A 24,213-nucleotide genomic window follows, 5' to 3' on the forward strand; every position below is an offset into this window, starting at 1 on the left:
TTCGGGGGCGGCCTGACGACAGTCACGCTGTGTCGTTCGATGTTGACCTAGGCCCACTAGGCCAGCCATCGAACTCCTTAACGGCGCCTTCATTCTAAACAGAGTACCCGGGGATGTTGTGTCCAAATCACATCCCTTTACCAAAAAGAGAGACCCATGATTGACCAAGGCATACTCCTGACCGACCTGCACCGTCATCTCGATGGCTCGGTGCGCCCGGAAACCGTGCTGGACCTGGCCCGCCGCTTCAATGTAACCCTGCCCGCCTACGAGATGGAGGCCCTGCGTCCCTACCTGCAGGTGATCAACCGCTGCCCTTCGGTGGAGGCGCTGCTGGCCAAGCTGGATTACCAGGTGGCGGTGCTGGGGGACCTGTACGCGGTTAACCGGGTGGCCTATGAGAATGCCCTGGATCTGGCCGCCAACGGGGTGGATTATGGTGAGCTGAGGTTCTCCCCCGCCTACATGGCGGGGCCACACTCGCTACCCCTGCAGGGGGTGGTGGAAGCGGTGATCGATGGGGTGGCCCGGGGTGCCCGGGACAGTGGCATCATGATCAACCTCATCGGCATCCTTTGCCGCGGTGATGGCCCCGACGCCTGTCAGCGCGAGCTGGACGCCATCCTCAGCCAGCGGCAGCACTTCGTTGCCTGTGACCTGGCGGGGGATGAGGAGGGGTTCCCGGGAGAGCTGTTCGTCGATCACTTCAAGCGGGTGCGGGACGCCTACCTCAATGTCACCATCCATGCCGGTGAACCCGGTCCGCCCGCCTCCATCTGGCAGGCGGTCACCGAGCTTGGCGCTACCCGCCTGGGCCATGCCACCACCGCGGCTGAGGACCCGCGCCTGCTGGTGCACCTCAGGGATCATGGCATCGGAATTGAGTCCTGTCCCACCTCCAACGTCCATGCCAACTCGGTGGCCGATTATCAGGAGCACCCGATCCGTACCTTCGTCGAGCAGGGGCTCAAGGTGTGTCTCAACACCGACGACCCCGGGGTGTCCGCCAACTCCATCCCCTTCGAGTACCGGATGGCCAAGGAGCGCATCGGTCTGAGTGACGCCCAGCTGCGCACCATCCAGCAAAACGGTGCCGAGCTGGCGTTCATCTCCGACAGCGACCGCCAGGCGCTATGGCAGAGGAAGCGGGCACGAGGTTAACGGATACAAAAAAGGGTCGCCGCGGCGACCCTTTTCTATTTGTGGACGATCAGATCACCCGGGAGAACTGCTGCTGGCGGGCCTTGTCGCGCAGGTAGCGGTCGAAGCACATGCAGATGTTGCGGATCAGCAGGCGTCCCTGGCCGGTGACTTCGATGCGGTCATCGCTCAGGTGCACCAGGTCATCTTCGATGAAGGGCGTGAGCAGCTTCTGGTCCTCTTCGAAGTACTGGTTGAAGTCGATGTTCCACTGCTTCTCGATGGCGGTCTTGTCCAGCTGGAAGTGGCAGATCAGTTGCTTGATCACCTCACGGCGGATGAAGTCGTCGGTCTCCAGGCCACAGCCCTTGATCATGGCGTGCTCGTTGGCATCCATCGCCTCGTAATAGGCCTTGAGGTCTACCGCGTTCTGGGCGTAGGCCTTGCCGATGTTGGAGATGGCCGAGGCGCCCAGGCCCAGCAGGTCGGCGTCGGGCTGGGTGGTGTAGCCCTGGAAATTCCGGTGCAGTTTGCCTTCGTTCTGCAGGCGCGCCAGCTCATCCTCGGGCTTGGCGAAGTGGTCCATGCCGATAAACTGGTAGCCGTAGCCCATCAGGGTGTTGATGGAGTTCTCCAGGATCTTCAGCTTCTGGTGCGGCGTGGGCAGATCCTCCTCCTTCAGCTTGCGCTGAGCGGCGAAGCGGTGCGGCAGGTGGGCGTAGTTGAATACGCTCAGACGGTCCGGATCCAGATCCTTCACCCGTTCCAGGGTCTTGGCGAAGCTCTCCGGGGTCTGGTGAGGCAGGCCGTAGATCAGGTCGATGTTGGTTGAGGTGAAGCCCAGCTCGCGGGCACGGCCGATGAGATCGAAGATGAACTGCTCATCCTGCTCTCGGTTGACCGCGGCCTGCACCTCCTTGTTGAAGTCTTGTACCCCCACGGAGATGCGGTTGAAGCCCACCTCCTTGAGCACCTCGAGGGTGTCCAGCTCGATCTCACGGGGGTCCACTTCGATGGCGAACTCACCCTCATCGGCGAAGTTGAACTTCTCCTTCAACAGGGCCACCAGTCGGCGGATCTGCTCATGGCTGAGGAAGGTGGGGGTGCCGCCGCCCCAGTGCATCTGGGTGACGGTGTACTCCTGGAACAGCGGGGCGCGGGCGTTGATCTCACGCTCCAGATAATCCAGGTACTGGTCCGCCTTGTGGGCGTGACGGGTGATGATCTTGTTGCAGCCGCAGTAGTAGCAGAGCTTGTGGCAGAAGGGAACGTGGATGTAGAGGGACAGGTTGCGCTTGTCCGAATCCTGAATCGCTTCCCGCAGGTGCTGGTCGGTGTAGTCCTTATGAAACTCCACTGCGGTCGGGTACGAGGTGTAACGGGGGCCGCTGTAGTTGTATTTTTCAATCAGGGCCTGGTTCCAGCTAATCTTATCCTGCACTGCGTTCTCTCCTGCGGCATCAGTGAGCCGTTGCTGTTGCGGCATCCCGAGGTCTGATTGCGTTGCGGTGACTCAACGGGAGCAATAGTTAATGTGCATTATGCACACTTTTAAGCGCCTTGCCTTTGATCCGTGACCCAAATTCACCCCTCGGGGCTGGCCAGTGCTGTTAGGCTGTGTTGGGCGGTGCTGATAGTTAAACCGCGTTCCCTGGCTAAGGTTCCCGGATTGTCTCAGGAACGTGAGCTTGGCCACAGCCTGGCCCCTGCCGGCGCCACCTCGGCACCGGTGGATACAGCAGGGCCCGGTGTCTGCCGGGCCCTGAGATTACTCTTTGTAGTCGTCCAGCAGATCGCTGCCGGATTCGAAGCGCCTCATCAGATCCTGCTCCGGATCGGTTTGTTGCTCCTGCTCCTCGGACTCCTCCGCCTCGATACCCAGTTGCGCCATCAGTTGCTCGATGCGGTCCAGTTTGCCGTCGAGCCACTGCTGATCCTCGGCGGAGAGCACCTCTTCCCGGTCCAGACGGTCCAGCAGGGCGTTGAGGCGCGGCAGGTTCTCCAGCTTCTCCAGTTCCTGCTCCGGGGAGAGGGGTTTGGCCTTGGGGGCTTCGGCCTGTGGGGCCTCCAGGGAGATGGGCTTCTTGCTGCCCAGGCGGGGATCCCCGGGCTCCTGAGGCCGACCGACCCGCAGCTTGGACTTGGCCGAACCCTCGTTCTGGCGGGAGCCTGCGGCCTTACCCTTGGCGCCTTTGCGCTTGCCCTCGTGACCGGTGCCCTTCTCGGTCCGGGTCTGTTGCCGTGGTCCGTGGACGTTAATCTTGCGGGATTTCTTCTTTCTCGTCATCGTTTGCCTCCAGAGTGGGCGGCAGGTTATACCAGATTATGCCGTTTTTTGCAGCAACACGACGTCATTGCCGATGAATTCTAGCGTCAGTCCATCCCGTTCGGCCAGATAGCTGAAGGTCGCCTGGCTGAAGAAGCTAACGTGGGTGGGGTCATTCTTGTAGTGCCAGTTGGCAAAGGCCTGCTTGTCCTTGACCAGTTTGGTCATCAGGGCCAGGGTCCCGCCGGGACGGACCAGGCCCAGCAGCAACGGCCACTCCCGGCCGGGGCGGTAGAAGTGCTCTATCGCCTCGGTGCAGGTGACAAAATCATAGTGTTGACGCAGCGGGGCTCGGTCCGGGAAGAAGTAGGGATCATAGATGGCCATGCTGTGCCCCGCCTCCTCCATCATCAGGGAGAGGGTTGGACCGGGGCCGCAGCCGAAGTCCAGCCCCTGGCTGCCCGGCGCCAGGCGCTGAATCAGCGGCTGGCTCACCCGGGAGAGGAAGCGACGGTAGCCCTGGTCGGCCGGATCATTTTGATGCTGATCGTATTGCTGTTTCTCGGCGGTCGGCGGCAGCAGGGCATTGGGATCGGCAAACACCAGATGGCACCTGGGGCACTGAAAGTAGTAACGCCTCTTGTCCTGATGGTAATGGTGGGTCTGAGGGTTCTGGCAGAGGGGGCAGTGCATATGGGGTCCTGGGGCCAACAAGGAGGCCCTAGTATAAGAGCAACGCGGGTTGCTGGGAACTGGCTCTGGTGATCTTCCACGGTGAGCCCCAGCCCAGATCCAAGCCGGGCATTGTTCAGCAGAACTCGGCGATAAAAAAGGCAGCAGAGTTGCCTCTGCTGCCTGGTAATGGGGTGTCTGTAGACACTCTCTCATTCGGGTATTCAGGCAATCCATACCTGCGATGTGACTTTCCCGGTCTAGTTCCGTCTTGTTTTTACTGCTTCCGTGCGGCTTTTCTCGTTATCGGCCAATCCTGGCGCTTTGTTATTCTTCCTGAAGGTCTTCCATAACAACGCTAATGTCATCGTCCTGACGACAAGCATCTTCCTGACGTAAGACAACCATCCTTGTTGAACCTAACTGCCGGTCCCTTTGCCCAGGCTCTCCGGCCTGTTTCTTCCTGAAGAGTTTCCGTTCCAACGCCCAACTCCTTGGGCGATTTCCCTATTTTTTCGGTAACACTCCGGTTCACCGAATTCCTCTCCTTTGGATGCCCCATACTCTACTTAATTTGAGCTGGATCGCAACTTTTTTTGCGTTTTTGTTACCGCCGCTAGTGATTGTTAACAGCGCAATTGATTGATCTATTGGGTGTTGAAGGGGGTTTTCCAGATAAAATCACCTAAATCTCTTAAGGTGACAATGGCAAATCTCTTACAAGGGGAAATGCACAGCTGCGATGCGCCATCTGTGATCCAGGCCCGTCTGGAGTGGATGTTAAAAAGGCGAGCGTCACGCTCGCCTCTTGGGGGACACCGCCAATCCGGAATTATTTCAAGCTGGAGATATACTGGCTCAGCAGGGTGATATCTTCGTCGCGCAGGTTCTTGGCGACGCCGCTCATCATGCCGTTCAGGTCGTTGGAACGGATACCGCTGCGGAACTTCTCCAACTGCAGCTTGATGTAATCCGGGTGCTGGCCGGCCAGATTGGGGTAGCCGGCCAGGTTCATCCCCTCCCCCTTGGGGCCGTGACAGGCGGCGCAGGCGGTGATCTGGCGCTGGGCGTCGCCACCCATATACAGCTTCTCACCCTGGGCCCGGGTGGCCGCGTCCACTTGGGCACCGGCGGAGATGGTTTGGGAGGCGTAGAAAGCGGCGACGTCCGCCATCTGCTCTTCGTTCAGTGTCATGACCATGCCGGCCATGATGGGATCGTTACGCCCCTCTTTGCCGCCGCTCATGGCACCCTGCTTGAACTCCTTGAGCTGCTTGAGCAGGTACCCTTGATGCTGGCTGGCCAGTTTGGGGTACATGGGGACCAGGCTGTTCCCGTCCATGCCGTGGCAGGCGAGACAGGTGGTAGAGGCAATTTGCTGACCTTTGGCTTCATCTCCCTGGGCCTGAACAGTACCGCTGAAAGCGGCGAGCACAGAAAGTGTTAGTGCTAATTTTTTCATGGTGTTCCAACTTTTATTTGCGTGGCTCGTTCTTTCCCTGTCCAGCCTCGCCCCGTGATAGACTAGTGGGGAGGCTCGCGGATCGCATTTTACACTAATTTGTCGTCAGATCTAAAAATTTGGCTTAATGTGACCCAGAGCAACCTTGTTAATCATCTATGGAGATCCTAAGTGAGCGATACCGCCATCGATTTTCGCCGCGCCAAGTACCTGCTCAGTGCGCCTGATATCAGTTTTCTGCCGCCGGATACCGGAATCGAGGTCGCCTTTGCCGGACGCTCTAATGCGGGAAAATCCAGTGCCCTCAATACCATGACCGACCAGAAGGGCCTGGCGAAAACCTCCAAGACTCCCGGCCGGACTCAGATGATCAACCTGTTTGAGGTGGCCGAGGATCGCCGTCTGGTGGATCTGCCCGGTTATGGCTTCGCCCAGGTTCCCCTGGAGATGAAGAAGAAGTGGCAGAAGGCCCTGGCGGAGTACCTGGAGAAGCGCCGCTGCTTGCGGGGCGTGGTGGTAATGATGGACTGCCGTCATCCGCTGAAGGATCTGGATGCCAACATGGTGCGCTGGTCGGTGGCCGCCGACCTGCCAGTGCTGGTGCTGCTGACCAAGGCGGACAAGCTGAAGCAGGCGGCCAAGCAGAAGACCTTGCGGGACGTCAAGGCGGAGCTCACTGAGTTTGGCGGTGAGATCAAGGTGCAGCTGTTCTCCTCCCTGAAGGGCACAGGCCGGGGGGAGGCCATCGCCCATATCGGCCGTTGGCTGGATCCCCAGGAGGAGTCGGTTGCCGAGTAACGGGGACCCAGGGTCAGGAGAGGCGCTCTGCATGGGCGCCTTTTTTGTGTCTTCTCTGGGCTCTGAGCCCGGAAAAGAAAAAGCCGGCGACGAATAACCATCACCGGCGTGTAAAAAGCTCAATTGGGGAGAAGCTTTTTCAACGATAACAAGACGAGAGTCGCCCGGGCTCAAGGTCCGGGGGACGACCCTTCGGGAACATCATAGCGCCGTCACCGACAAAACTAAAGCTTTTACTCTAAATTGGGCTGGGCGAAAAATGCACGGCGAACGCCATAACTTGAAGAAAAATTTCAGGTGCAGAAAAGAAAAAACCCCGATGACAGATGTCATCGGGGCGCCATAAATTTTGGCTGATCGCTAGGAGCGATCGAATAAGGTTTGTTAAGATAGAACATCTTACCTCTGTACCCTACAGACGAAAGCATAGCCAACCAGGTTGCCCGATAAAAGCGAATTCAGTGTCAGAAGGGGATTTTTGTGATCCGGATCGACAAAAAGCTTCAGCTTCCACAGTTTTTGATCCGATAACTACATAAAGTCTCATTATCCATCCGTTTACCTTACCCGGTTTCAGTCTCAAAAGACTGGCAAAGTGTGATCGGCGATCCATCGGCCGATCGGACACGGCGATCCTGCCGGCAGAGTATGATGAGTTTTGGAACTGGATGGGGCAGTGAATTCTGATACGTCACTTACGGTAAACCGCCAAAAAAGGGGAGCATGTTGCTCCCCCTGGGCGTAAGGTTACCGCAGCTCAGTGCGCTTCGTCCCAGTTGTCACCAATCCCGGCCTCGGCGATCAGCGGTACGTCCAGTTGGGCGGCGTCGGCCATCAGCTGGCACAGGGCCTGGCTGTGGGATTCGGCCTGCGCCTCCTTGACCTCAAACACCAGTTCGTCGTGGACCTGCATCAGCATGCGGATCTCATCGCCGTCCTGCTTGGCCAGGTAGCCGGCGACGCTGATCATCGCCCGCTTGATGATGTCGGCGGCACTGCCCTGCATGGGCGCATTGATGGCGGTGCGTTCGGCCGCCTGCTGGCGCATCTTGTTGCGGGCGTTGATGTCTGGCAGATGCAGGCGTCGGCCAAACAGGGTTTCCACGAACTGGTTGTCGTGGGCCTGCTTGCGGGTGTCCTCCATGTAGCGCCTGACCCCGGGATAGCGGTCGAAGTAGACATCGATGTACTGCTGGGCCTCCCCGCGGGAAATGTGCAGCTGTTTGGCCAGGCCGAAGGCGGACATGCCGTAGATCAGGCCGAAATTCACCGCCTTGGCGCGCCGGCGCTGCTCGGTGGTCACGTCGTCGAAGGGGACGCCGAACACCTCGGCGGCGGTAGCCCGGTGCACGTCCTTACCCTGTGCGAAGGCTTCCAGCAGTCCCTTGTCCTGGGAGAGGTGGGCCATGATGCGCAGCTCGATCTGGGAGTAGTCGATGGCCAGCAGCTTGTACCCTTGCGGGGCGATGAAGGCCTGGCGGATGCGTCGCCCCTGTTCGCTGCGGATGGGGATATTCTGCAGGTTGGGATCCGAGCTGGAGAGTCGGCCGGTGGCGGTCACCGCCTGGTGATAGGAGGTGTGCACCCGGCCACTCGGCTGGACCAGCAGCGGCAGCTTGTCGGTGTAGGTGCTCTTGAGCTTGGCCAGGCTGCGGTGTTCCAGGATCAGCTTGGGCAGCTCATAATCCAGGGCCAGGTCCTGCAGCACCTCCTCGGCGGTGGAGGGGGCCCCCTTGGGAGTCTTCTTCAGTACCGGGTATCCCAGTTTGTCGAACAGGATCTGCTGCAACTGCTTGGTGGAGGAGAGGTTGAAGCTCTCTCCGGCCAGGTCGTGGGCCTGTTGCTCCAGGGCATCCAGCAGATTGGCAATCTCGGTGGACTGCTGATGCAGCAGATCGGTATCCAGCAGTACGCCCTGGCGTTCGATGGCGGACAGGATCGGCACCAGCGGCATCTCGATGTCGCGGAACACCCGGTGGCATCTTTCCAGCTCCTGGAGGCGCGGCAACAGGTGCTGGTGCAGCCGCAGAGTGATCACCGCGTCCTCGGCGGCATAGTGCGCGGCCTGTTCCAGGGGGACCTGGTTGAAGGTCTTCTGCTTGGCTCCCTTGCCGGCGATCTCCTCGAAGTGCACCGTCTTATGACCAAGGTACTTCAGTGCCAGATCATCCATGTTGTGCCTGCCGGCGGTGGAGTTAAAGCAGTAGGACTCCAGCATGGTGTCAAACTCCACCCCCTGCAGGCTGATGCCGTGGCGGGCCAGCACCGAGATGTCGTACTTGAGGTTCTGCCCCACCTTCTTGAGGGAGGCATTCTCCAGCAGAGGCTTTAACCTGGCCAGCACGGTGTCCCTGTCCAACTGCTGGGGTGCGCCCTCGTAGTTGTGGGCCAGGGGCAGGTAGGCGCCCAGATCCGCCTCCACGGCGAAGCTGAGGCCCACCAACTCCGCCTCCATGTAGTTGAGGGAGGTGGTTTCGGTATCCAGGGCGATCAGTTCCGCCTTCTGTAATTTGTCCAGCCACTGGGTCAGCTGGCCCTCCGTCAGGATGGTTTCGTATCGGAATTCATTGGATTTGGAAGCGGGCTCCTCCTCCGAATCCGGTGCGGCGCCGTTGCCGGCACCATCGAGCACTTCGCCCAGCCAGCGGCGGAACTCCATCTCGCCGTAGAGCTTCGCCAGGGCATCCCGGTCGGGGGCGATCACCTTGAGGTCGCCGGTGGACAGACTCAGGGGCACATCCAGCTTAATGGTGGCCAGCTGATAGCTGAGGAAGGCTTCCCGTTCATTCTCTCGCAGCTTCTTGGGCATGGTCTTGGCGCCGCGGAAGCCGAGGGTCGCCACCGCGTCCGGGTCGCCATAAATGGCGTCCAGGCCTCCGATCCCCTGCAGCATCGCCAGGGCGGTCTTTTCGCCCACTCCCGGTAACCCGGGGATGTTATCCACCTTGTCACCCATCATCGCCAACAGGTCGATGATCAGCTCTGGTCCCACACCAAACTTGGAGACCACCCCGTCGGGATCCATTACGGTGCCGGTCATGGTGTTGATCAGGGTGATGTTGTTGGTCACCAACTGGGCCATATCCTTATCGCCGGTGCTGATCACCACCCGATGACCGGCCTGTTCCGCCTGCTTGGCCAGGGTGCCGATCACATCATCGGCCTCGACTCCGTCCACCATCAGCAGCGGCAAGCCCATGGCCTTGATGATGTCGTGCACAGGCTGGATCTGGCTGCGCAGGTCGTCGGGCATCGGTGGCCGGTGGGACTTGTACTCCGGATAGAGATCATCGCGGAAGGTCTTGCCCTTGGCGTCGAACACCACTGCCATATGGCTGGGGTTAAACTGGCGAATCAGGCTGCGCAGCATGTTGACCACCCCATAGACCGCCCCAGTGGGTTCGCCCTTGGAGTTGGTCAGGTGCGGTGGCGCATGGTAGGCACGATAGAGGTAGGAGGAGCCGTCGACGAGGATCAGTGGGTTTTCGGGTAGCTGGGCCATGTGGATGTTTTGCTTTTGAAAGTGAGGGGTAAGCATGCCACGAGTACCCGGAATTCGCTAGGGTGAAGAATATTTTCCACAGAGTTGTCCACAGAGTGAAAGGGAGACGGATCGTGTGGATAACTCTGTGCGTTTCTTGGAAAAAAGGGGGATCGCACCAAAATTCGATCGAGATCAAGGATTTGGGATAATTTATTTTAATTCATATGCTTACAGAAATGATCTGCGGCGATCCTGGCCAAAGATCCTGCAAAACCTGGTTTGTGGATATTGCTATTCGAAACAGGTTTGGCAGAGGATACACTGGAGGGCGTAAGTAACAGCGGCAATGCCATCCGACATCTGGCGAAATAAGTTAGCACAAAAAATCGCCGTGTATAGAGATCGGTGTTAACAAGTTTGCAATATTTGGCTATATGGAAGTGTTTTTTTAGTCTCATGAGGAATAAGGAAGGAAACCATGAAGAGGATCGCGGTACTGCTCAGTGGCTCGGGTGTGTTTGATGGCTCGGAGATTCACGAATCTGTGCTGGCGCTGCTGGCCATCCAGGAGAAGGGCGCTACTTATCAGTGTTTTGCTCCAGACAGGACTCAACTGCATGTGGTCAACCACCTGACCGGCGAGGTGGCCGAGGGGGAGAGCCGCAACTGCCTGGTGGAGGCGGCGCGCATCGCACGGGGGGAGATCCTGCCCATCACCCAGCTCCATGCCGCCGACTTCGATGCCCTGGTGGTGCCCGGAGGCTTTGGCGCGGCCAAGAACCTGTGTGATTTTGCCCTCTCCGGCAGTGAGTGCCAGGTCAGTGATGACGTGATGGCGGTGGCCCTGGCGTTCGCCCAGGCGGGCAAACCCTGCGGCTACCTGTGCATCGCCCCCATGATGTTACCGCGAATCTATGGCGAAGGGGTGCAGGGCACCATCGGCAACGACCATGACACCGCCTCGGCGTTTAACGCCATGGGGGGGCGGCATGTGGAGTGTGCGGTGGAGCAGATCCACGTGGATGTCGATCACAAGGTGGTGACCACTCCGGCCTACATGCTGGCCAAGAGTCTGCCTGAGGCGGCGGCGGGGATCCGCGCCCTGGTTTCCCAGGTGATAAAGCTGTGCTATTGAGCCGTTCCCGGGCTCAGAAAAAAATGGGCCGGCAACCTGGTTGCCGGCCTAATACCGTGTGAGCAATGCAGTGAGCGAAAACAGCCACCCTGAAGTTCGGAGGCTAAAGTTGGAACGCCATCAAATAATAACCATTCTCATTTGCATTGCAAGTGCTCGCAGGGAGTTTTTATAAACTTTTTTCCAGAAGGATGCGGTAATCCAGGGGGGTATCGCTGGCCTTCTGCATATCCACCAGGTGGTAGCCTTTGCCCAGCAGCATCCGCAGCATCTCGGGGTAGCGGTTGCGGCTCTTCACCTTGATCAGGCCATAGCCCTGTGTCTGGGCCCACTCCTCCTGGGCGCGAAGTAGGGTCTTGGCTACCCCCTGGCCCCTGAACTGCGGCAGGACCGCGCCCAGCCAGGAGTAGAACTCCTGTTCGTTAAGGGCATAGCCCACCTTGAATCCTGCCGCCTTGCCCTCCAGTTCGGCGATCTGGATCAGGTGAGCCGCGCCACCCAGGCGTTTGTCATACTCCTCCCTGGGGTAGGGGGTATCCAGTTCCGGGACCTGCGCCACCAGAGCCATCACTTCGTCGATTGTGCCTTCACGCCAGTTCATAGGTCTATCACTCCGGTAGTTCAGATTGCAGTTGTTGAATAAAGCCTTCCATCCAGCGCCAGCGGCGGTCGCCCTCACGCTGACCCGCGTCGGTCTTCAGCTGGCCGGCCAGGTGCTGAAGCTTAACGTAGAAGTGGTCCAGGCAGTAGCGGTTGTCGTCATACTGCCGCCCCCGGGCAAAGGGATCGTCGCCGTGGTAGAGGGCGCTCTGCCACTGGCCACCGAGCATCAGGCAACGGGCGGTGCCGATGGCGCCCAGGGCATCGAGGCGATCGGCGTCCTGCAGCACCCGCGCTTCCAGGGTCTGGGTCTCCAGACCGGCGCTCCAGCTGTGGCTGGCGATGGCGTGGTGAATGGGTTCGAGCAACTCCGTCGGATAGTGACGTTCGGCCAGCCAGGCCACGGCGGCATCGGCGCTCAGGATGGAGGCCTGGCTGCGGCGCGGATCCCGCTTGTCGATGCTGACGCAGTCGTGCAGCAGTGCCGCCGGCAGCAGGATGTCGGGGTCGGCGCCCTCCTCCTGGCCCAGTTGCCGGGCGCTGGTAAAGACCCGGAGGATGTGATCCAGATCGTGGGCGGCATCGCTCTGATGGGTGGTGAGCCAATCCAGGCCCTGCTGCTTCAGTGATTCAGTGAAATGCCGTGGTGTCATCAGGCTAAGTGTCTCTCGGTGGTGACGGACGACATCAGGATGCGGTCCGACAGGAATCTCAGCAGAACGCCGTAGGCGGGCAAGAACAGTCCAAGGCTGATCAACAGTTTGAAGCCATAATCCACGCTGGCGATCTCCGGCCAGTGCTCCGCCATAAAGGGATCGGAGCTGGCATAGAATGCCACCGAAAAGAACACCAGGGTATCGATCAGGTTCCCAAAAACGGTGGACGCTGCCGGCGCGACCCACCAGGCTTTCATCTGCCGCAGCCTGGCAAACACCTTGATGTCCATCAGCTGGCCGAACAGGTAGGCGGCGAAGCTGGCGAAGGCGATGCGGGCGACGAAGGTGTTGAACTCATGCAGCCCCTGGGTGCCCTGGAACCGTCCTTCGAAGAACAGCACCGACACCAGGTAGGAGGCCAGCAGCGCCGGCACCATGGCGCCAAAGATGATCCGTCGGGCCGGGGCGGCACCGAAGATGCGGACAGTCAGGTCGGTGGCCAGATAGACGAAGGGGAAGCTGAATGCGCCCCAGGTGGTGTGCAGGCCAAAGATCTGAAATGGAAGCTGGACCAGGTAGTTACTGGCAGTGATTACCACAATGTGGAAGCTGATCAGAATGATCAGGGCGCGCTTTACCTGCGCCGGGGTCAGTTGCAACATCATCGACACCTTTTTGGTCTGCGGGGTGAGGGAACCCGGGAAAGTTGTGACTCGGCCGGTCTGTGACCGGGGGGCGCAGATTATAGCCGGGCCGGCACAAAAAACAAGGGGAATGCCGTGTGCACCCGCCGGTCGTTGCTGGAGGCGTTTGCGCCAATGTCAGCGCAAATTTGCGCCAGCGCAGGCGAACATACCCGACTGGATCAATAGGTTTATCCGGGGGCCGATGGCATAATGGGCGCCACTATGGCTCAAGAGGCAAGATGATGGCACAGCAGGACTGTTGCAGCCAGCCGGGGCTGATGCTTCCGGCCGAGGCACTGGAAAAGATGTATGCCGCCTGCTCTCCCCTGAACCGGGTGGAGGAGGTGGCTCTGGAGGAGGCCGTGGGCCGGGTGTTGGCGGAGGATATCTGCTCACTGATCGACCTGCCGGCCTTCGATAACTCCTCCATGGATGGCTATGCCGTGCGTGCCGCCGAGGTGGTGAAGGGCCAAACCCTGACCATCGTTGGCAAGGCGTTTGCGGGTATCCCCTTCGACGGAGAGATTCCTGCCGGGGCCTGTGTGCGCATCATGACCGGCGCCCCCCTTCCGCCGCAGATGGATGCCATCATCATGCAGGAGGAAGCCGACGTCGAGGGGGACCAGGTCAGCTTCAAGGTGGAGGTGTCTCCAGGATTTTTCGTTCGCCACCGTGGCAGCGAACTGACCCGGGGGCAGAAGGTGCTGTCCGCCGGCACCCGGGTCGGGGCCGCCGAGATCGGCGTCCTGGCCACCGCCGGCCATGGCCGGGTCAGGGTGCACCAGCCCATTGTCGCGGCGCTGTTTTCCACCGGTGACGAACTGGTGGCCCCGGGCCAGTCCCTGAAGGCGGGCCAGATCTACGACTCCAACCGTCACGCCCTGCGTACCATGCTGACCGGGATGGGGGCCGAGGTGATCGATCTTGGGGTGATTCCCGATGATCTGGAACAGGTGCGGGACGCCTTCCGTCGCGCCGATGAGTTGGCGGACGTGGTGGTCACCTCTGGGGGCGTATCGGTGGGGGAAGCCGATTTCATCAAGGTGGTGCTGGACGAGATGGGCAGCATCAACTTCTGGAAGCTGGCGATCAAGCCAGGAAAACCCTTTGCGTTCGGCAAACTGCCCAACTCCTGGTTCTGCGGTTTGCCCGGAAATCCGGTCTCCTCGATGGTGACCTGCTATCAGTTGGTGCAGCCGCTGTTCAAGCATCTGGGCGGAGAGCTGCGTCACCAGCCTCTGACCCTGACTGCGACCCTGACCGACAGCATTCGCAAGAAGCCCGGCCGCCAGGAGTACCAGCGTGGCATCTTAAGTCGAGACGAGCAGGGACAGCTGCAGGTGTGTACCACCGGAGCCCAGGGGTCGGACATGACCACCTCCATGAGCCGGGCCAACTGTTTTATTGTCCTGCCCAGGGAGGCCGGTGGCCAGGAATCCGGCGCCCGGGTGACGGTGGAACCCTTCAACCAGGTTCTGGGAGGCGTGTAATGGAGATCCTGTCCGACAAGGAGCTGATGCGGTACAACCGTCAGATCGTGATTCCCGCCTTTGACATCGATGGCCAGGAGGCGCTGAAACAGGCGCGGGTGCTGGTGATCGGCGTCGGCGGCCTGGGCTGTGGCGCCGCCCAGTACCTGGCGGCCGCCGGTATCGGCCACCTGACCCTGGTGGACTTCGATGAGGTGGAGAGCCATAACCTGCAGCGACAGATTCTCCATACCGATGCCCGGGTGGGGATGAATAAGGCCGAGTCCGCCAAGAGCGCCATTGCCGAGCTCAACCCCTATGTGGAGGTGTCGGTGATCACCGAGTGTCTTGAGGATGACGCCCTGGCGGCCCAGGTGGCGGATCATGGCCTGGTGCTGGATTGTACCGACAACCTGGATACCCGTAACCAGCTGAATCGAATATGTTTTGCAGCCAAGGTGCCGCTGGTGTCCGGGGCGGCGATCCGCATGGAGGGGCTGGTGACCGTGCTCAACTACGCCGATGACCAGCCCTGTTACCACTGCTTCTCTGCCATGTTCGGCGACCAGCAGCTGACCTGCGTGGAGAGTGGCATCCTGTCTCCGGTGGTGGGTCTGGTTTCCAGTATCCAGGCGACCGAAGCGATCAAGCAGATCGCCGGCATGGGCAAGCCCCTGCATGGGCGGATGCTGATGGTAGATGCCATGACCATGCAGTTTCGCGAGATGAGGGTGCCGAAGATGCCCGGCTGCAGCGTCTGCGGCTAGGGCCGCGACCCCATCAACAAGAGGGCCTCAGGGCCCTCTTTGTGTTTTGGTGTGGTGCCTCTAGCGCCGGTTGACCACCCACAGGGCGTGGAGGATGCCGGGAAGATAGAACAGCAGGCACAGCAGGATGTTGAGCAGCAGCGGGCCGCCCATTCCCCGGTGCAGGAACACCGCCACCGGAGGCAGCAGGATGGCGATGACACTGAGCAGGAGTTTGTCTTTATCCATCGGTTTTCCTTAGCGTTATCACTGGAGTCAGTATAACGTGATTTACAGGGGAGGGGTGTCCAGCCACTGCTGAAGCCGCTCAAGCAGATCGGTGGCCAGGTAGGCGTCGCCCCGCTCGGGCCGGGCCTGGAACTCGAAGGCGGCTCCCCGGAACTGGAATGCCAGGCTCAGGGCATGCAGGTAGGTGCGGTCTGCGTCGCTGCCACCGTAGAGGCGGTCTCCCAGGATGGGGGCGCCCAGGCTCTTGAGGCTGACCCGGATCTGATGGGTCTTGCCGCTCAGGGGGCGCAGAAGAAAGAGCCGCCTCCCCCCGCCCAGGCTGGCGCTGACAAACTGGGTGCCGGCGGGGGTCCCTTCCCCCTCCCGAGCCAGCTTCCAGGCACCCCGGCGGGCCTTGACGATGTGCCCCCGCACCCAGCCCTGCTTTTTCTTGGGCTTACGGTCGGACAGTGCTAGGTAGCGTTTCTCCACCCGGTGTTCGGCGAAGGCCTGGCTGAGTTCGGCGGCAGCCTCCGGTGAGGTGGCCAGCAGCAGCACCCCGGAGGTGGGGGTGTCCAGGCGGTGGACCGGGTAGAGCTTGATCCCCAGCTGCGCCTCCAGTCGCACCACCAGGCCGGGTTGGCCATCCTGGCTGTGGAAATGCACCGCTTCGGGTTTGTTGATCACCACAAAGTGAGGATGTTGATACAGAACTGGGATCATCGGCATAGGGTCTAGGGGGATGGTGGCGCCAGTGTACCAGAAGCGAGGCGGCAGGGCTTGCCGCCGGCCATCGGCTACTCTGTCGAGCCACTCCGCAGCCAGCGGGGCTCGGACACCAGTCCCACCACCTGGCCCGCCTCCAGTTCGGGAGCGTGCTCCGCCAGGGTCAGAGTCAACTGACGGGTCGCCGGGTCGTAGTGGGTCACCTCGGCGTGGCCACGGCGCTTGGGCAGGCGCTGGCCCACTTCGTCCGTGGGACCGACCGCATCGATGCACCCCGGGCCCATCAGGATCAGCGGGTCACACAGGCTCAGGGTCTCCGACACCGAGTGGCTGATGTAGACCATGGGGAAGGGGGTGGCGCTGTCATTGAGAAATCCCATCAGGTGCTGGCGGCTGGCAAAATCCAGCGCCGCCAGGGGCTCATCCAGCAGCAGAATCTTGGGGGCCGCCATCAGCGCCCGGGCGATGGCCACCCGCTGTCGCTGGCCCGCGGACAGGGAGGGGGCGGGCTTGTCCATCAGGTCGCGAATGCCGCAGCCGTCGATCACCTTCTGCAGGGGGATCACCTTGTCCCGGGCCTGGCGCTTGGCCAGCTCCAGGTTGCCGCGCACCGTCAGGTGGGGAAACAGCCGGCTGTCCTGGAACACCATGCCGATGCGCCTCTGCTCCGGCGGCAGGAAGATCCCGCGGTCGCTGTCCTGCAGCACCCGTCCATCCAGTTCTATTCGCCCCTCCAGGGTGCGGTTGAGGCCGGCGATGGCCCGCAGCAGGGTGGTCTTGCCCACCCCTGAGGGGCCAAACAGGCCGGTTATCCCAGCCATCTGCAGGTCGCACTTGGCGTCGAATTGGAACTGGCCCAGGTGGCCGTGAAGATCGAAACTCAGAAGCATGATTACCAGTATCCCCAGCGCCGTTCATTCTGTTGCAGGAAGCCGTAGATAAACACCAGCAGCGCCATGGATAGGGCCAGCAGGCCGCCCGCCAGCATGTGGGCCTGGTCGTAGGCCAGGGCCTCCACATGTTCAAACAGGGCGATGGAGATCACCTGGGTTTCGCCCGGGATGTTGCCCCCGATCATCAGTACCACGCCAAACTCACCCAGGGTGTGGGCAAACCCCAGCATCGCCGCCAGCAGGAAGCTGCGCTTGGTCATGGGGAACACCACGTAGTGAAACCGCTTCCAGCGTCCCATTCCCAGGGTGGCGGCGGCTTCCAGCTCGCCGGTTCCCATGGTGACAAATCCGGACTGCAGTGGCTGCACCACGAAGGGCAGGGAGTAGATCATCGAGCCGATCACCAGGCCGGCGAAGGAGAACGCCAGGGAGTGGCCGAACAGACCCTCAAACATCGCCCCGACGGAGTACTGGGGGGAGAAGGCCAGCAGCAGGTAGAAGCCCAGCACCGTCGGAGGCAGCACCAGCGGCAGGGCCACGATCGCCTCCACCATGGGACGGAGGCGGGAGCGGCTGTGGGCCAGCCACCAGGCCAGGGGCGGGCACACCAGGATCAGGCTCAGGGTGGTGATCGCCGCCAGCTTGAAGGTGACCCACAGGGCCTCGAGGTCAGCGCTGGGCAACATGGGCGCTCACCTGGTAGCCGGCGTCGGTCAGCAGCCGCTGCTGGCGGTTGAGGTAGTCGAGCAGTTGCTGCGCCAGCTGCGGGTTGGTACTGCGTCTGAGCACCACAGCCTGCTGTTCCAGGGGGGCATGGTAGTGGTCGGGCACCACCCAGTAGTGGTGGGGATCCACCTCGGCGCTGCGCAGTTGGGACAGGGCCACCAGGCCCGCCTGAACATTGCCGCTGTCTACATATTGGTAGGTCTGGAGGATGTTGCTGCCGGTCACCAGCTTGCCCTTGAGCTTGGGCACCAGCCCCAGCCGCCCCAGAACATCCCGGGCGGCGGCGCCGTAGGGCGCCAGCCTGGGATTGGCGATGGCCAGCTTGGCCTGCCACTGGGCCAGGCTCTGTTCGCTGGGTTCGCCGCTGCGTTGCCAGTAGGCCAGCTGGCCGATGGCATAGGTGACCCGGCTGCCGGGCAGGATCTTCTGCTCCTGCTCCAACAGTTGCGGCCGGTGGCTGTCGGCAGCCAGGAACAGATCGAAGGGGGCGCCATGCTGGATCTGGGTGTAGAGGGCGCCGGTGGCGCCGGAGGAGATGCGCACCCGGTGGCCGGTCTCCGCTTCGAAGCGTTCGGCCACCTTGGAGAGGGTGTGGGCGAAGTTGGCAGCCACCGCCACCTTGAGTTCGTCCGCAGAGGCGGAGAACACCGTCAGTACCATCAGGGCAACTGCCAGGATTCGCGTCATGATTACTGCTCCTCGCGCCACATCTCGGCGGCCTGCTGATCTGAGTCCTTGGCGTCCACCCAGTGGGCGTCGGCCTCGGTGACCTCCTTCTTCCAGAAGGGGGCGCGGGTCTTGAGGAAGTCGATCAGGTATTCGCAGGCGGCGAAGGCGGCCTTGCGGTGGGCGCTGGAGACGCCGATGAAGACGATCTGGTCGGAGAGCTCCAGCGGGCCGACTCGGTGGAGGATGGTGACCTGATCCAGGGGCCAGCGTTCGCGGGCCTCCTGCTCGATCTGGGTCAGCACCGCTTCGGTCATCCCGGGATAGTGCTCCAGCACCATCCGGGTGACCCCCTGGTTGTCACCGAAATCGCGGACCTTGCCGACGAAGGTGACCACGGCGCCACAGGCGGGGTTGTCCGCCAGTCTGGCGTACTCCCGGCCGACGTTGAAATCTTCGGTTTGCACCCGGTTCATGGCTAGCCTCCGGTTACCGGTGGGAAGAAGGCCACCTCGTCGCCATCCTCCAGTTCCACCTGCCATTGGCTCAGGGTCTGATTGACCGCCACCAGCAGGTTGTCGGAACCCAGGGCCTGCTGCCACTTGTCACCCTGGGCCGCCAGGAAGGTGCGCAGGCTGTTGGTGGTCATGGCGTGCTGGTACTCCAGCTCGATCTGATCGACGCCGATCACTTCACGAACCTGGGCGAAAAACAGAACCTTAATCATCTTATTCCTCATCAATCTTAAAGTGACCGGACTTGCCGCCTCGCTTTTCGAGCAGCCTGACCCCGTCGATGACCATATCCTTCTGCACCGCCTTGCACATGTCGTAGATGGTCAGTGCGGCCACCGAGGCAGCGGTCAGGGCCTCCATCTCCACCCCGGTCTGGCCCGCCAGCTTGCACAGGCTGCGGATGCGCACCAGATCGCTTTCCGGTTCCGGCAGGATATCCAGCTCCACCTTGGTCAGCATCAGCGGATGACACAGGGGGATCAGACTGGAGGTCTGCTTGGCGGCCATGATGCCGGCCACCCGGGCGGTGGCGAACACGTCGCCCTTGTGGTGGCGCCCCTCGACGATCATTGCCAGGGTCTCCGGGGCCATGCGCACCAAGGCTTCGGCGCGGGCCTCACGTTCGGTGACGCTCTTCTCGGTCACGTCCACCATGTGGGCCTCGCCCTTGGGGTTGATGTGGGTAAATTCGCTCATCACTCGGCCTCAACCGGTTTCAGATGGGTGACGAAGTTGCAGGGCTTGTGGGTGCTGTCCAGCTGCTCCACCAGGATCTTGTTCCAGCCGGTACGGCAGGCGCCGGTGGAGCCGGGCAGGCAGAAGATGGCGGTGCGGTTGGCCATGCCGCCGATGGCACGGGACTGCACGGTGCTGGTGCCCAGCTCGGTGAAGGTGATGTGGCGGAACAGCTCGCCGAAGCCTTCGATCTGCTTGTCGAACAGCGGGGCGACTGCCTCCGGGGTGGAGTCGCGCTCGGTGAATCCGGTGCCGCCGGTGGTGATGATCACCTGGACGTGATCGGAGGCGATCCACTCGGAGAGCACGGCGCGAATGTGGTACTTGTCATCCTTGATGATGCGGCGATCCGCCAGCTTGTGGCCCGCCGCCAGCAGGGCGTCTTCGAGGAATTGACCTGACTTGTCGTTGTCGAAGCTACGGGTGTCGGACAGGGTCAGAACCGCGATATTCAGGGGTACGAAATTGGCTTGTGAAAGGTGTCCCATAATGGTGTTTCTCGCTTAATTGTCAGGGCGGTGGCCCTTGAGCATCAATCCTTGGTGTGTTCGGTTCAACCGCCGATGGAGGCCAGGTGCTGGGTTACCCCGGTTAGGCCCTGGTGCAGTTGATGGGTTGCCCCCTTGAGCCTGAGTTGCTCATGGAGGCGGGCAATAAGCTGAGGCTGGTGGTCATCGTGACCCAGCAGGTCGCGCAGTTCAATGCCGCACTCGGTAAACAGGCACAGGTGCAGCTTACCGATGGAGGAGACCCGCAGCCGGTTGCAGGTGGCGCAGAAATCCTTGGCATAGGGCATGATTAGGCCGATGCGACCGGCGTAGTCGGGGTGGATGAAGTTCTGGGCGGGGCCGTCATCCGGGCCCCGGGGGTCTTCACGCCAGCCCTGGGCCAGCAGCTGTTGCTTGATCACCTGGCCGGAGACGTGGTGTTTCTGGAAGTAGTCCTGGCCCAGGCCGGTCTCCATCAGCTCGATGAAGCGGATGTCCACCGGACGACGGCGGATGTAGTCGAGGAACTGGGGCAGCTGCTGGGCGTTGAGATCCTTGAGCAGCACCACGTTGATCTTCACCCGGCGATAGCCGGCGTCCAGGGCCGCTTCGATACCGTCCAGTACCAGTTGCTGGCGGCCGTCGCCGGTGATCTGGCGGAACAGGCCCTCGTCCATGCTGTCCAGGGAGACGTTGATCTGGCTCAGGCCCAGATCGAACCAGCGCTGGGCGTTGGCGGCCAGGCGATAGCCGTTGGTGGTGGTGGCCACGGTGTTGACCCCGGGGGTATTGGCGGCCAGCTCGATCACCTGGGAAAAATCCTTGCGCATGGTGGGCTCACCGCCGGTAATGCGGATCTTGCGGGTGCCCACCTGGGCAAAGGCGGTGATTACCCGGCGGATCTCATCCAGGGTCATGAAGCGGGGTTTTCCGTCGGGGCGGTAGCCGTCAGGCAGACAGTACTGACACTTGAAGTTACAGGCGTCGGTAATGGACAGACGAAGATAGTGAAATTCCCGCCCGAAGCGGTCGTGCAGCTCAGTCATGTGTCACCTTTCCAAACACGGGAGGTAGCGCGATTTCTCACAGCTACCCTGGTGGCTTAGTTGCCACGGCCTGGGAACCATATGGTCACTTAGGTCATCCAGGCTCGGTCACAATTTTGTGTAAGTGTAATCCAAGCTTCCCTTATTCAACAATGTGGCGGGATCACACTTCGGCGCTCAGTCCGAATCATTTTTCCCCTTTCCGCTCCCTTTTTCGGCAACTGGTAGGATTTGCTGTTGCCGTTTTTTCAGTCAAACAATCGTTTAATTTACCGTCTTTTGCAGTAAGCTAGGCGGGTTAGGGAGATAGATAACGACAAAGGACTAACAGGATGGAACGCGAATCAATGGAATTTGACGTGGTCGTTGTTGGCGCCGGACCCTGCGGGCTGGCCAGCGCGATCCGCCTCAAGCAGCTCAATGACGAACTCAACGTCTGCGTGGTGGAGAAGGGGGCCGAAGTGGGCGCCCACATTCTCTCCGGGGCGGTGTTTGAACCCAGGGCGCTGGATGAACTGATGCCCGACTGGCGCGACAAGGGCGCGCCGCTGACCACAGAAGTCACCGGGGACGACATCTACCTGCTCAAAGCAGATTCTGCCCGGCAACTGCCCGGTGCCCTGGTGCCCAAGACCATGCACAACCAGGGCAACTACATCATCAGCGTGGGCAACCTGTGCCGCTGGCTGGCGGAGCAGGCGGAGGCCGTGGGGGTGGAGATCTACCCGGGTTTCGCCGCCGCCGAGCTGATCATCGAGGATGAGGTGGTCAAGGGGATCCTGACCGGCGACATGGGGGTTGGTGCCGACGGGCAGCCCAAGGACAGCTATATGCCGGGGATGGAACTCAGGGCCAGGTACACCCTGCTCAGCGAGGGGTGCCGGGGCCATCTGGGCAAGCAGGTCATTGCCCGCTACCATCTGGATGCCGACGCCGATCCCCAGCATTATGGGATCGGTTTCAAGGAGATCTGGCGGGTGCCGGCCGAGCAGCATCAGCCTGGCAAGGTGGTGCACACCGCCGGTTGGCCCCTCGACGGCGAAGGCAGCGGCGGCGGCTACCTGTATCATGCCGACAATAACGAGGTGTGGGTCGGGTTGATCATCGATCTCAACTACACCAACCCCCATCTCTCTCCCTTCGAGGAGTTCCAGCGTTACAAGACCCACCCGGTGATCGCCCAGTATCTGCAGGGCGGGGAGCGCACCAGCTACGGTGCCCGGGCCATCACCAAGGGGGGGCTCAACGCCCTGCCGAAACAGCACTTCCCCGGCGGCTTGCTGCTGGGGTGCGACGCCGGCACCCTGAACTTCTCCAAGATCAAGGGTACCCATACCGCCATGAAGTCTGGGATGCTGGCTGCGGACACCGTCGCAGCTGCCCTGGACAGCGGTGATCAGGGCGGCGGCGATCTGGCCGGCTATGCCACCCGGTTCGAAGCCTCCTGGCTCTATGAGGAGCTCTACGCCGCCCGCAATTTCGGGCCGGCCCTGCACAAGTACGGCGCCCTGATGGGGGGGGCCTTCAACTATCTGGATCAGAACTGGTTCGGCGGCAAGCTGCCGCTGACCCTGCACGACACCAAGGTGGACCATCTGGGGATGGAGAGCGTGGCCCAGGCCAGGATCATCGACTACCCCAAACCGGATGGCAAGCTCAGCTTCGACCGCCTCAGTTCGGTATACCTCTCCAACACCTTCCATGAAGAGGATCAGCCCTGCCACCTGAAGCTGACCGATGACAGCATCCCCATCCGGGTTAATCTGGCCCAGTTCGATGAGCCGGCGCAGCGCTACTGCCCCGCCGGCGTATACGAAGTGGTGGAGGAGCAGGGGCAGACGCGGTTTGTCATCAATGGCCAGAACTGCATCCACTGTAAGACCTGCGACATCAAGGATCCCAGCCAGAACATCACCTGGGTGGTGCCCGAGGGGGGCTCGGGCCCCAACTACCCCAACATGTAGCGCCCCTCTGGGCGGCGAGACGTCGAGGCCCGCAACTGCGGGCCTTTTTTGTCCCTTTCAGGCCAGTACGTAACGGTTGCGCCCCCGGGCCTTGGCCAGCTTTAGGGCGGCCCTGGCCGCCTGCAGCAGACTTCGGTCGTCCTGGCCCGGCTGCCACTGGGCCACTCCGGCGCTCAGGGTCAGCCGGGCGCTGATGGGGGAGTGGTCATGGGGCAGGTTGGCTTCCGCCAGCTCCCGGCGCAACTGCTGCAGCAGTCGCTTGGCGCCGCTCTTGTCGGTGGCGGGCAGCAGGATGGCAAACTCGCCGCCGCGGTAGCGGGCGATGACATCGGTTTGGCGGCGGCTGCAGTGGAGCATCAGCTTGGCCAGGGAGATCAGGGTTTCATCGCCGGACTCTTCTCCATAGTGGCGATTGAAGGCGGTGAAATAGTCGATGTCCAGCATGATCAGGGTCAGGGGGTTGTGGGTACGCCGATTCTCCGCCACCAGCTCCCTGAGGCGCTGCTCAAGCAGGGAGCGGTTGGCGATGCCGGTGAGTGGATCCCGCCTGCTGTTGCGATTGAGCTGGTACTGCAGCCGGGCGCAGCGATGGGTCTGCTTTCTGCTCTCCTCGAACCCGCGGTTGAGCACGGTCAGGATGGCGAAGCTGAGCAGCAGCCCCCCGCCAAGCAGAATCAGGGTCTGGGCCTGGTCTGGGCGGTCCATTTTTATCAGCGCCGGGATCAGGGCCAGGGGCAGGGGCATCACCAGGCACCAGAAGGCCAAGCGGCTGGGATACAGGGTCACGCTGGCGGCGGTGAGCAGCAACAGTATGGTGGCCAGAAGCAGCGGTGGTGACAGGGTGCCGGCGACCGAGCAACTCCACAGGTGCAGGGTCACCAGGGCGCCTGAGCAGAGAGTCAGTATGGGAAACAGCCGCGCCAGGGGGCGGTCCGGCAGGGTGGGTTGCAGCAGCCACAGTGCGGTGAGGCCGAGGGGGGCCAGCCATACCAGTATCTGGGCAGGCACGGCCAGGGCCTGCACCACGGCCTGAGCAGACCCGATAACAATCAACGCCAGCAACAGCCGGCGGTGGCCCTGGAACAACACCTGTCTGGGTAGGGGTGCCATAG

At 61.4% G+C, this 24,213-nt stretch carries 25 protein-coding genes and 1 riboswitch; of the genes, 6 read left to right on the top strand and 19 right to left on the bottom strand.

All coding sequences use genetic code 11. The annotated features are described in order from the left end of the window. Positions 1–156: 156 nt before the first annotated feature. Positions 157–1,161, top strand: a complete 1,005-nt coding sequence (gene add / locus FCL40_RS00385; protein ID WP_136850240.1) for an adenosine deaminase — start codon at positions 157–159, stop codon at positions 1,159–1,161. Positions 1,162–1,210: 49 nt separating this feature from the next. On the opposite strand, the gene hemN is transcribed toward add, so the two are convergent. The 4 genes from hemN to FCL40_RS00405 all read right to left on the bottom strand — a co-directional run bounded on the left by hemN (position 1,211) and on the right by FCL40_RS00405 (position 5,540). Beyond that, positions 1,211–2,626, bottom strand: coding sequence for an oxygen-independent coproporphyrinogen III oxidase (hemN, locus tag FCL40_RS00390; RefSeq protein ID WP_136850242.1), 1,416 nt, complete (start codon positions 2,624–2,626; stop codon positions 1,211–1,213). 282 nt (positions 2,627–2,908) lie between these two features. After that, the gene (yihI, locus tag FCL40_RS00395; protein WP_136850244.1) at positions 2,909–3,427 is read right to left on the bottom strand and encodes a Der GTPase-activating protein YihI; all 519 of its coding nucleotides are present in this window, start codon (positions 3,425–3,427) and stop codon (positions 2,909–2,911) included. A 36-nt stretch (positions 3,428–3,463) separates the two neighbouring features. Continuing rightward, positions 3,464–4,099, bottom strand: a complete 636-nt coding sequence (locus tag FCL40_RS00400; RefSeq protein WP_136850246.1) for a class I SAM-dependent methyltransferase — start codon at positions 4,097–4,099, stop codon at positions 3,464–3,466. Between the two features lie 811 nt (positions 4,100–4,910). Next, complete coding sequence (locus FCL40_RS00405; protein ID WP_136850248.1) at positions 4,911–5,540, bottom strand: c-type cytochrome; 630 nt, start codon at positions 5,538–5,540, stop codon at positions 4,911–4,913. Positions 5,541–5,711: 171 nt separating this feature from the next. On the opposite strand from FCL40_RS00405, the gene yihA reads away from it, so the two are divergent. Further along, entirely contained in the window at positions 5,712–6,338 is a 627-nt protein-coding gene (gene yihA, locus FCL40_RS00410; RefSeq protein WP_136850249.1) for a ribosome biogenesis GTP-binding protein YihA/YsxC, read from the top strand. Between the two features lie 757 nt (positions 6,339–7,095). On the opposite strand, the gene polA is transcribed toward yihA, so the two are convergent. Continuing rightward, on the bottom strand, positions 7,096–9,840 hold the full coding sequence (gene polA, locus FCL40_RS00415; protein WP_136850251.1) for a DNA polymerase I: 2,745 nt from the start codon (positions 9,838–9,840) through the stop codon (positions 7,096–7,098). Positions 9,841–10,300: 460 nt separating this feature from the next. On the opposite strand from polA, the gene elbB reads away from it, so the two are divergent. Further along, positions 10,301–10,957: an isoprenoid biosynthesis glyoxalase ElbB gene (elbB, locus tag FCL40_RS00420; protein WP_136850253.1), complete on the top strand. Its 657-nt coding sequence runs from the start codon at positions 10,301–10,303 to the stop codon at positions 10,955–10,957. Positions 10,958–11,126: 169 nt separating this feature from the next. Here the strand turns inward: elbB and FCL40_RS00425 are convergent, their stop codons facing one another. The 3 genes from FCL40_RS00425 to FCL40_RS00435 are packed head-to-tail and all read right to left on the bottom strand — an operon-like array spanning position 11,127 to position 12,875. Then, positions 11,127–11,558 carry a GNAT family N-acetyltransferase gene (locus FCL40_RS00425; RefSeq protein ID WP_136850255.1) on the bottom strand — a complete coding sequence of 144 codons (432 nt, stop codon included), beginning with the start codon at positions 11,556–11,558 and terminating at the stop codon, positions 11,127–11,129. Positions 11,559–11,565: 7 nt separating this feature from the next. Next, on the bottom strand, positions 11,566–12,210 hold the full coding sequence (locus tag FCL40_RS00430; RefSeq protein ID WP_136850257.1) for an HD domain-containing protein: 645 nt from the start codon (positions 12,208–12,210) through the stop codon (positions 11,566–11,568). Then, positions 12,210–12,875 (bottom strand): 7-cyano-7-deazaguanine/7-aminomethyl-7-deazaguanine transporter, encoded by a 666-nt coding sequence (locus tag FCL40_RS00435; protein WP_136850259.1) that lies wholly within the window; start codon positions 12,873–12,875, stop codon positions 12,210–12,212. The genes FCL40_RS00430 and FCL40_RS00435 overlap by 1 nt, the downstream gene beginning before the upstream one ends. A 263-nt stretch (positions 12,876–13,138) precedes the next feature. Between FCL40_RS00435 and moeA the strand changes: the two genes are divergently transcribed. Continuing rightward, the gene (gene moeA, locus FCL40_RS00440; RefSeq protein ID WP_136850261.1) at positions 13,139–14,389 is read left to right on the top strand and encodes a molybdopterin molybdotransferase MoeA; all 1,251 of its coding nucleotides are present in this window, start codon (positions 13,139–13,141) and stop codon (positions 14,387–14,389) included. Continuing rightward, positions 14,389–15,135, top strand: a complete 747-nt coding sequence (gene moeB, locus FCL40_RS00445; RefSeq protein WP_136850263.1) for a molybdopterin-synthase adenylyltransferase MoeB — start codon at positions 14,389–14,391, stop codon at positions 15,133–15,135. The genes moeA and moeB overlap by 1 nt, the downstream gene beginning before the upstream one ends. A gap of 60 nt (positions 15,136–15,195) precedes the next feature. Here moeB and FCL40_RS00450 read toward each other — a convergent pair whose 3' ends face one another. The 10 genes from FCL40_RS00450 to moaA form a co-directional block, all read right to left on the bottom strand. Then, the gene (locus tag FCL40_RS00450) at positions 15,196–15,363 is read right to left on the bottom strand and encodes a YqaE/Pmp3 family membrane protein (protein ID WP_136850265.1); all 168 of its coding nucleotides are present in this window, start codon (positions 15,361–15,363) and stop codon (positions 15,196–15,198) included. Between the two features lie 42 nt (positions 15,364–15,405). Next, a complete protein-coding gene (locus tag FCL40_RS00455) occupies positions 15,406–16,065 on the bottom strand; it encodes a TIGR01621 family pseudouridine synthase (protein WP_136850267.1) in 660 nt (219 codons plus the stop codon). 74 nt (positions 16,066–16,139) lie between these two features. Next, positions 16,140–16,958, bottom strand: coding sequence for an ATP-binding cassette domain-containing protein (locus FCL40_RS00460; protein ID WP_136850269.1), 819 nt, complete (start codon positions 16,956–16,958; stop codon positions 16,140–16,142). A gap of 2 nt (positions 16,959–16,960) precedes the next feature. Then, positions 16,961–17,647 carry a molybdate ABC transporter permease subunit gene (gene modB, locus FCL40_RS00465; RefSeq protein WP_205729065.1) on the bottom strand — a complete coding sequence of 229 codons (687 nt, stop codon included), beginning with the start codon at positions 17,645–17,647 and terminating at the stop codon, positions 16,961–16,963. Continuing rightward, complete coding sequence (gene modA / locus FCL40_RS00470; protein ID WP_136850271.1) at positions 17,631–18,374, bottom strand: molybdate ABC transporter substrate-binding protein; 744 nt, start codon at positions 18,372–18,374, stop codon at positions 17,631–17,633. Before modA ends, modB begins: the two co-directional genes overlap by 17 nt. Before the next feature lie 2 nt (positions 18,375–18,376). Beyond that, positions 18,377–18,829, bottom strand: coding sequence for a molybdopterin synthase catalytic subunit MoaE (moaE, locus tag FCL40_RS00475; protein ID WP_136850272.1), 453 nt, complete (start codon positions 18,827–18,829; stop codon positions 18,377–18,379). 2 nt (positions 18,830–18,831) lie between these two features. Further along, positions 18,832–19,080 (bottom strand): molybdopterin synthase sulfur carrier subunit, encoded by a 249-nt coding sequence (gene moaD, locus FCL40_RS00480; RefSeq protein WP_028107929.1) that lies wholly within the window; start codon positions 19,078–19,080, stop codon positions 18,832–18,834. A gap of 1 nt (position 19,081) precedes the next feature. Further along, positions 19,082–19,567: a cyclic pyranopterin monophosphate synthase MoaC gene (moaC, locus tag FCL40_RS00485; protein WP_136850274.1), complete on the bottom strand. Its 486-nt coding sequence runs from the start codon at positions 19,565–19,567 to the stop codon at positions 19,082–19,084. Further along, positions 19,564–20,091: a molybdenum cofactor biosynthesis protein B gene (moaB, locus tag FCL40_RS00490; RefSeq protein WP_136850276.1), complete on the bottom strand. Its 528-nt coding sequence runs from the start codon at positions 20,089–20,091 to the stop codon at positions 19,564–19,566. Before moaB ends, moaC begins: the two co-directional genes overlap by 4 nt. 65 nt (positions 20,092–20,156) lie before the next feature. Continuing rightward, a complete protein-coding gene (gene moaA, locus FCL40_RS00495; protein WP_136850278.1) occupies positions 20,157–21,137 on the bottom strand; it encodes a GTP 3',8-cyclase MoaA in 981 nt (326 codons plus the stop codon). Further along, positions 21,126–21,259, bottom strand: a riboswitch (molybdenum cofactor riboswitch). (Overlaps the previous gene by 12 nt.) A 210-nt stretch (positions 21,260–21,469) precedes the next feature. Here moaA and FCL40_RS00500 point away from each other — a divergent pair. Then, positions 21,470–23,101, top strand: coding sequence for an electron transfer flavoprotein-ubiquinone oxidoreductase (locus FCL40_RS00500; protein WP_136850280.1), 1,632 nt, complete (start codon positions 21,470–21,472; stop codon positions 23,099–23,101). Between the two features lie 57 nt (positions 23,102–23,158). Here FCL40_RS00500 and FCL40_RS00505 read toward each other — a convergent pair whose 3' ends face one another. Beyond that, positions 23,159–24,211, bottom strand: coding sequence for a GGDEF domain-containing protein (locus FCL40_RS00505; protein ID WP_136850282.1), 1,053 nt, complete (start codon positions 24,209–24,211; stop codon positions 23,159–23,161). Between the last annotated feature and the right edge of the window lie 2 nt (positions 24,212–24,213).

The sequence above is a fragment of the Ferrimonas sediminicola genome (assembly GCF_005116715.1).
GTDB lineage: Bacteria > Pseudomonadota > Gammaproteobacteria > Enterobacterales > Shewanellaceae > Ferrimonas > Ferrimonas sediminicola.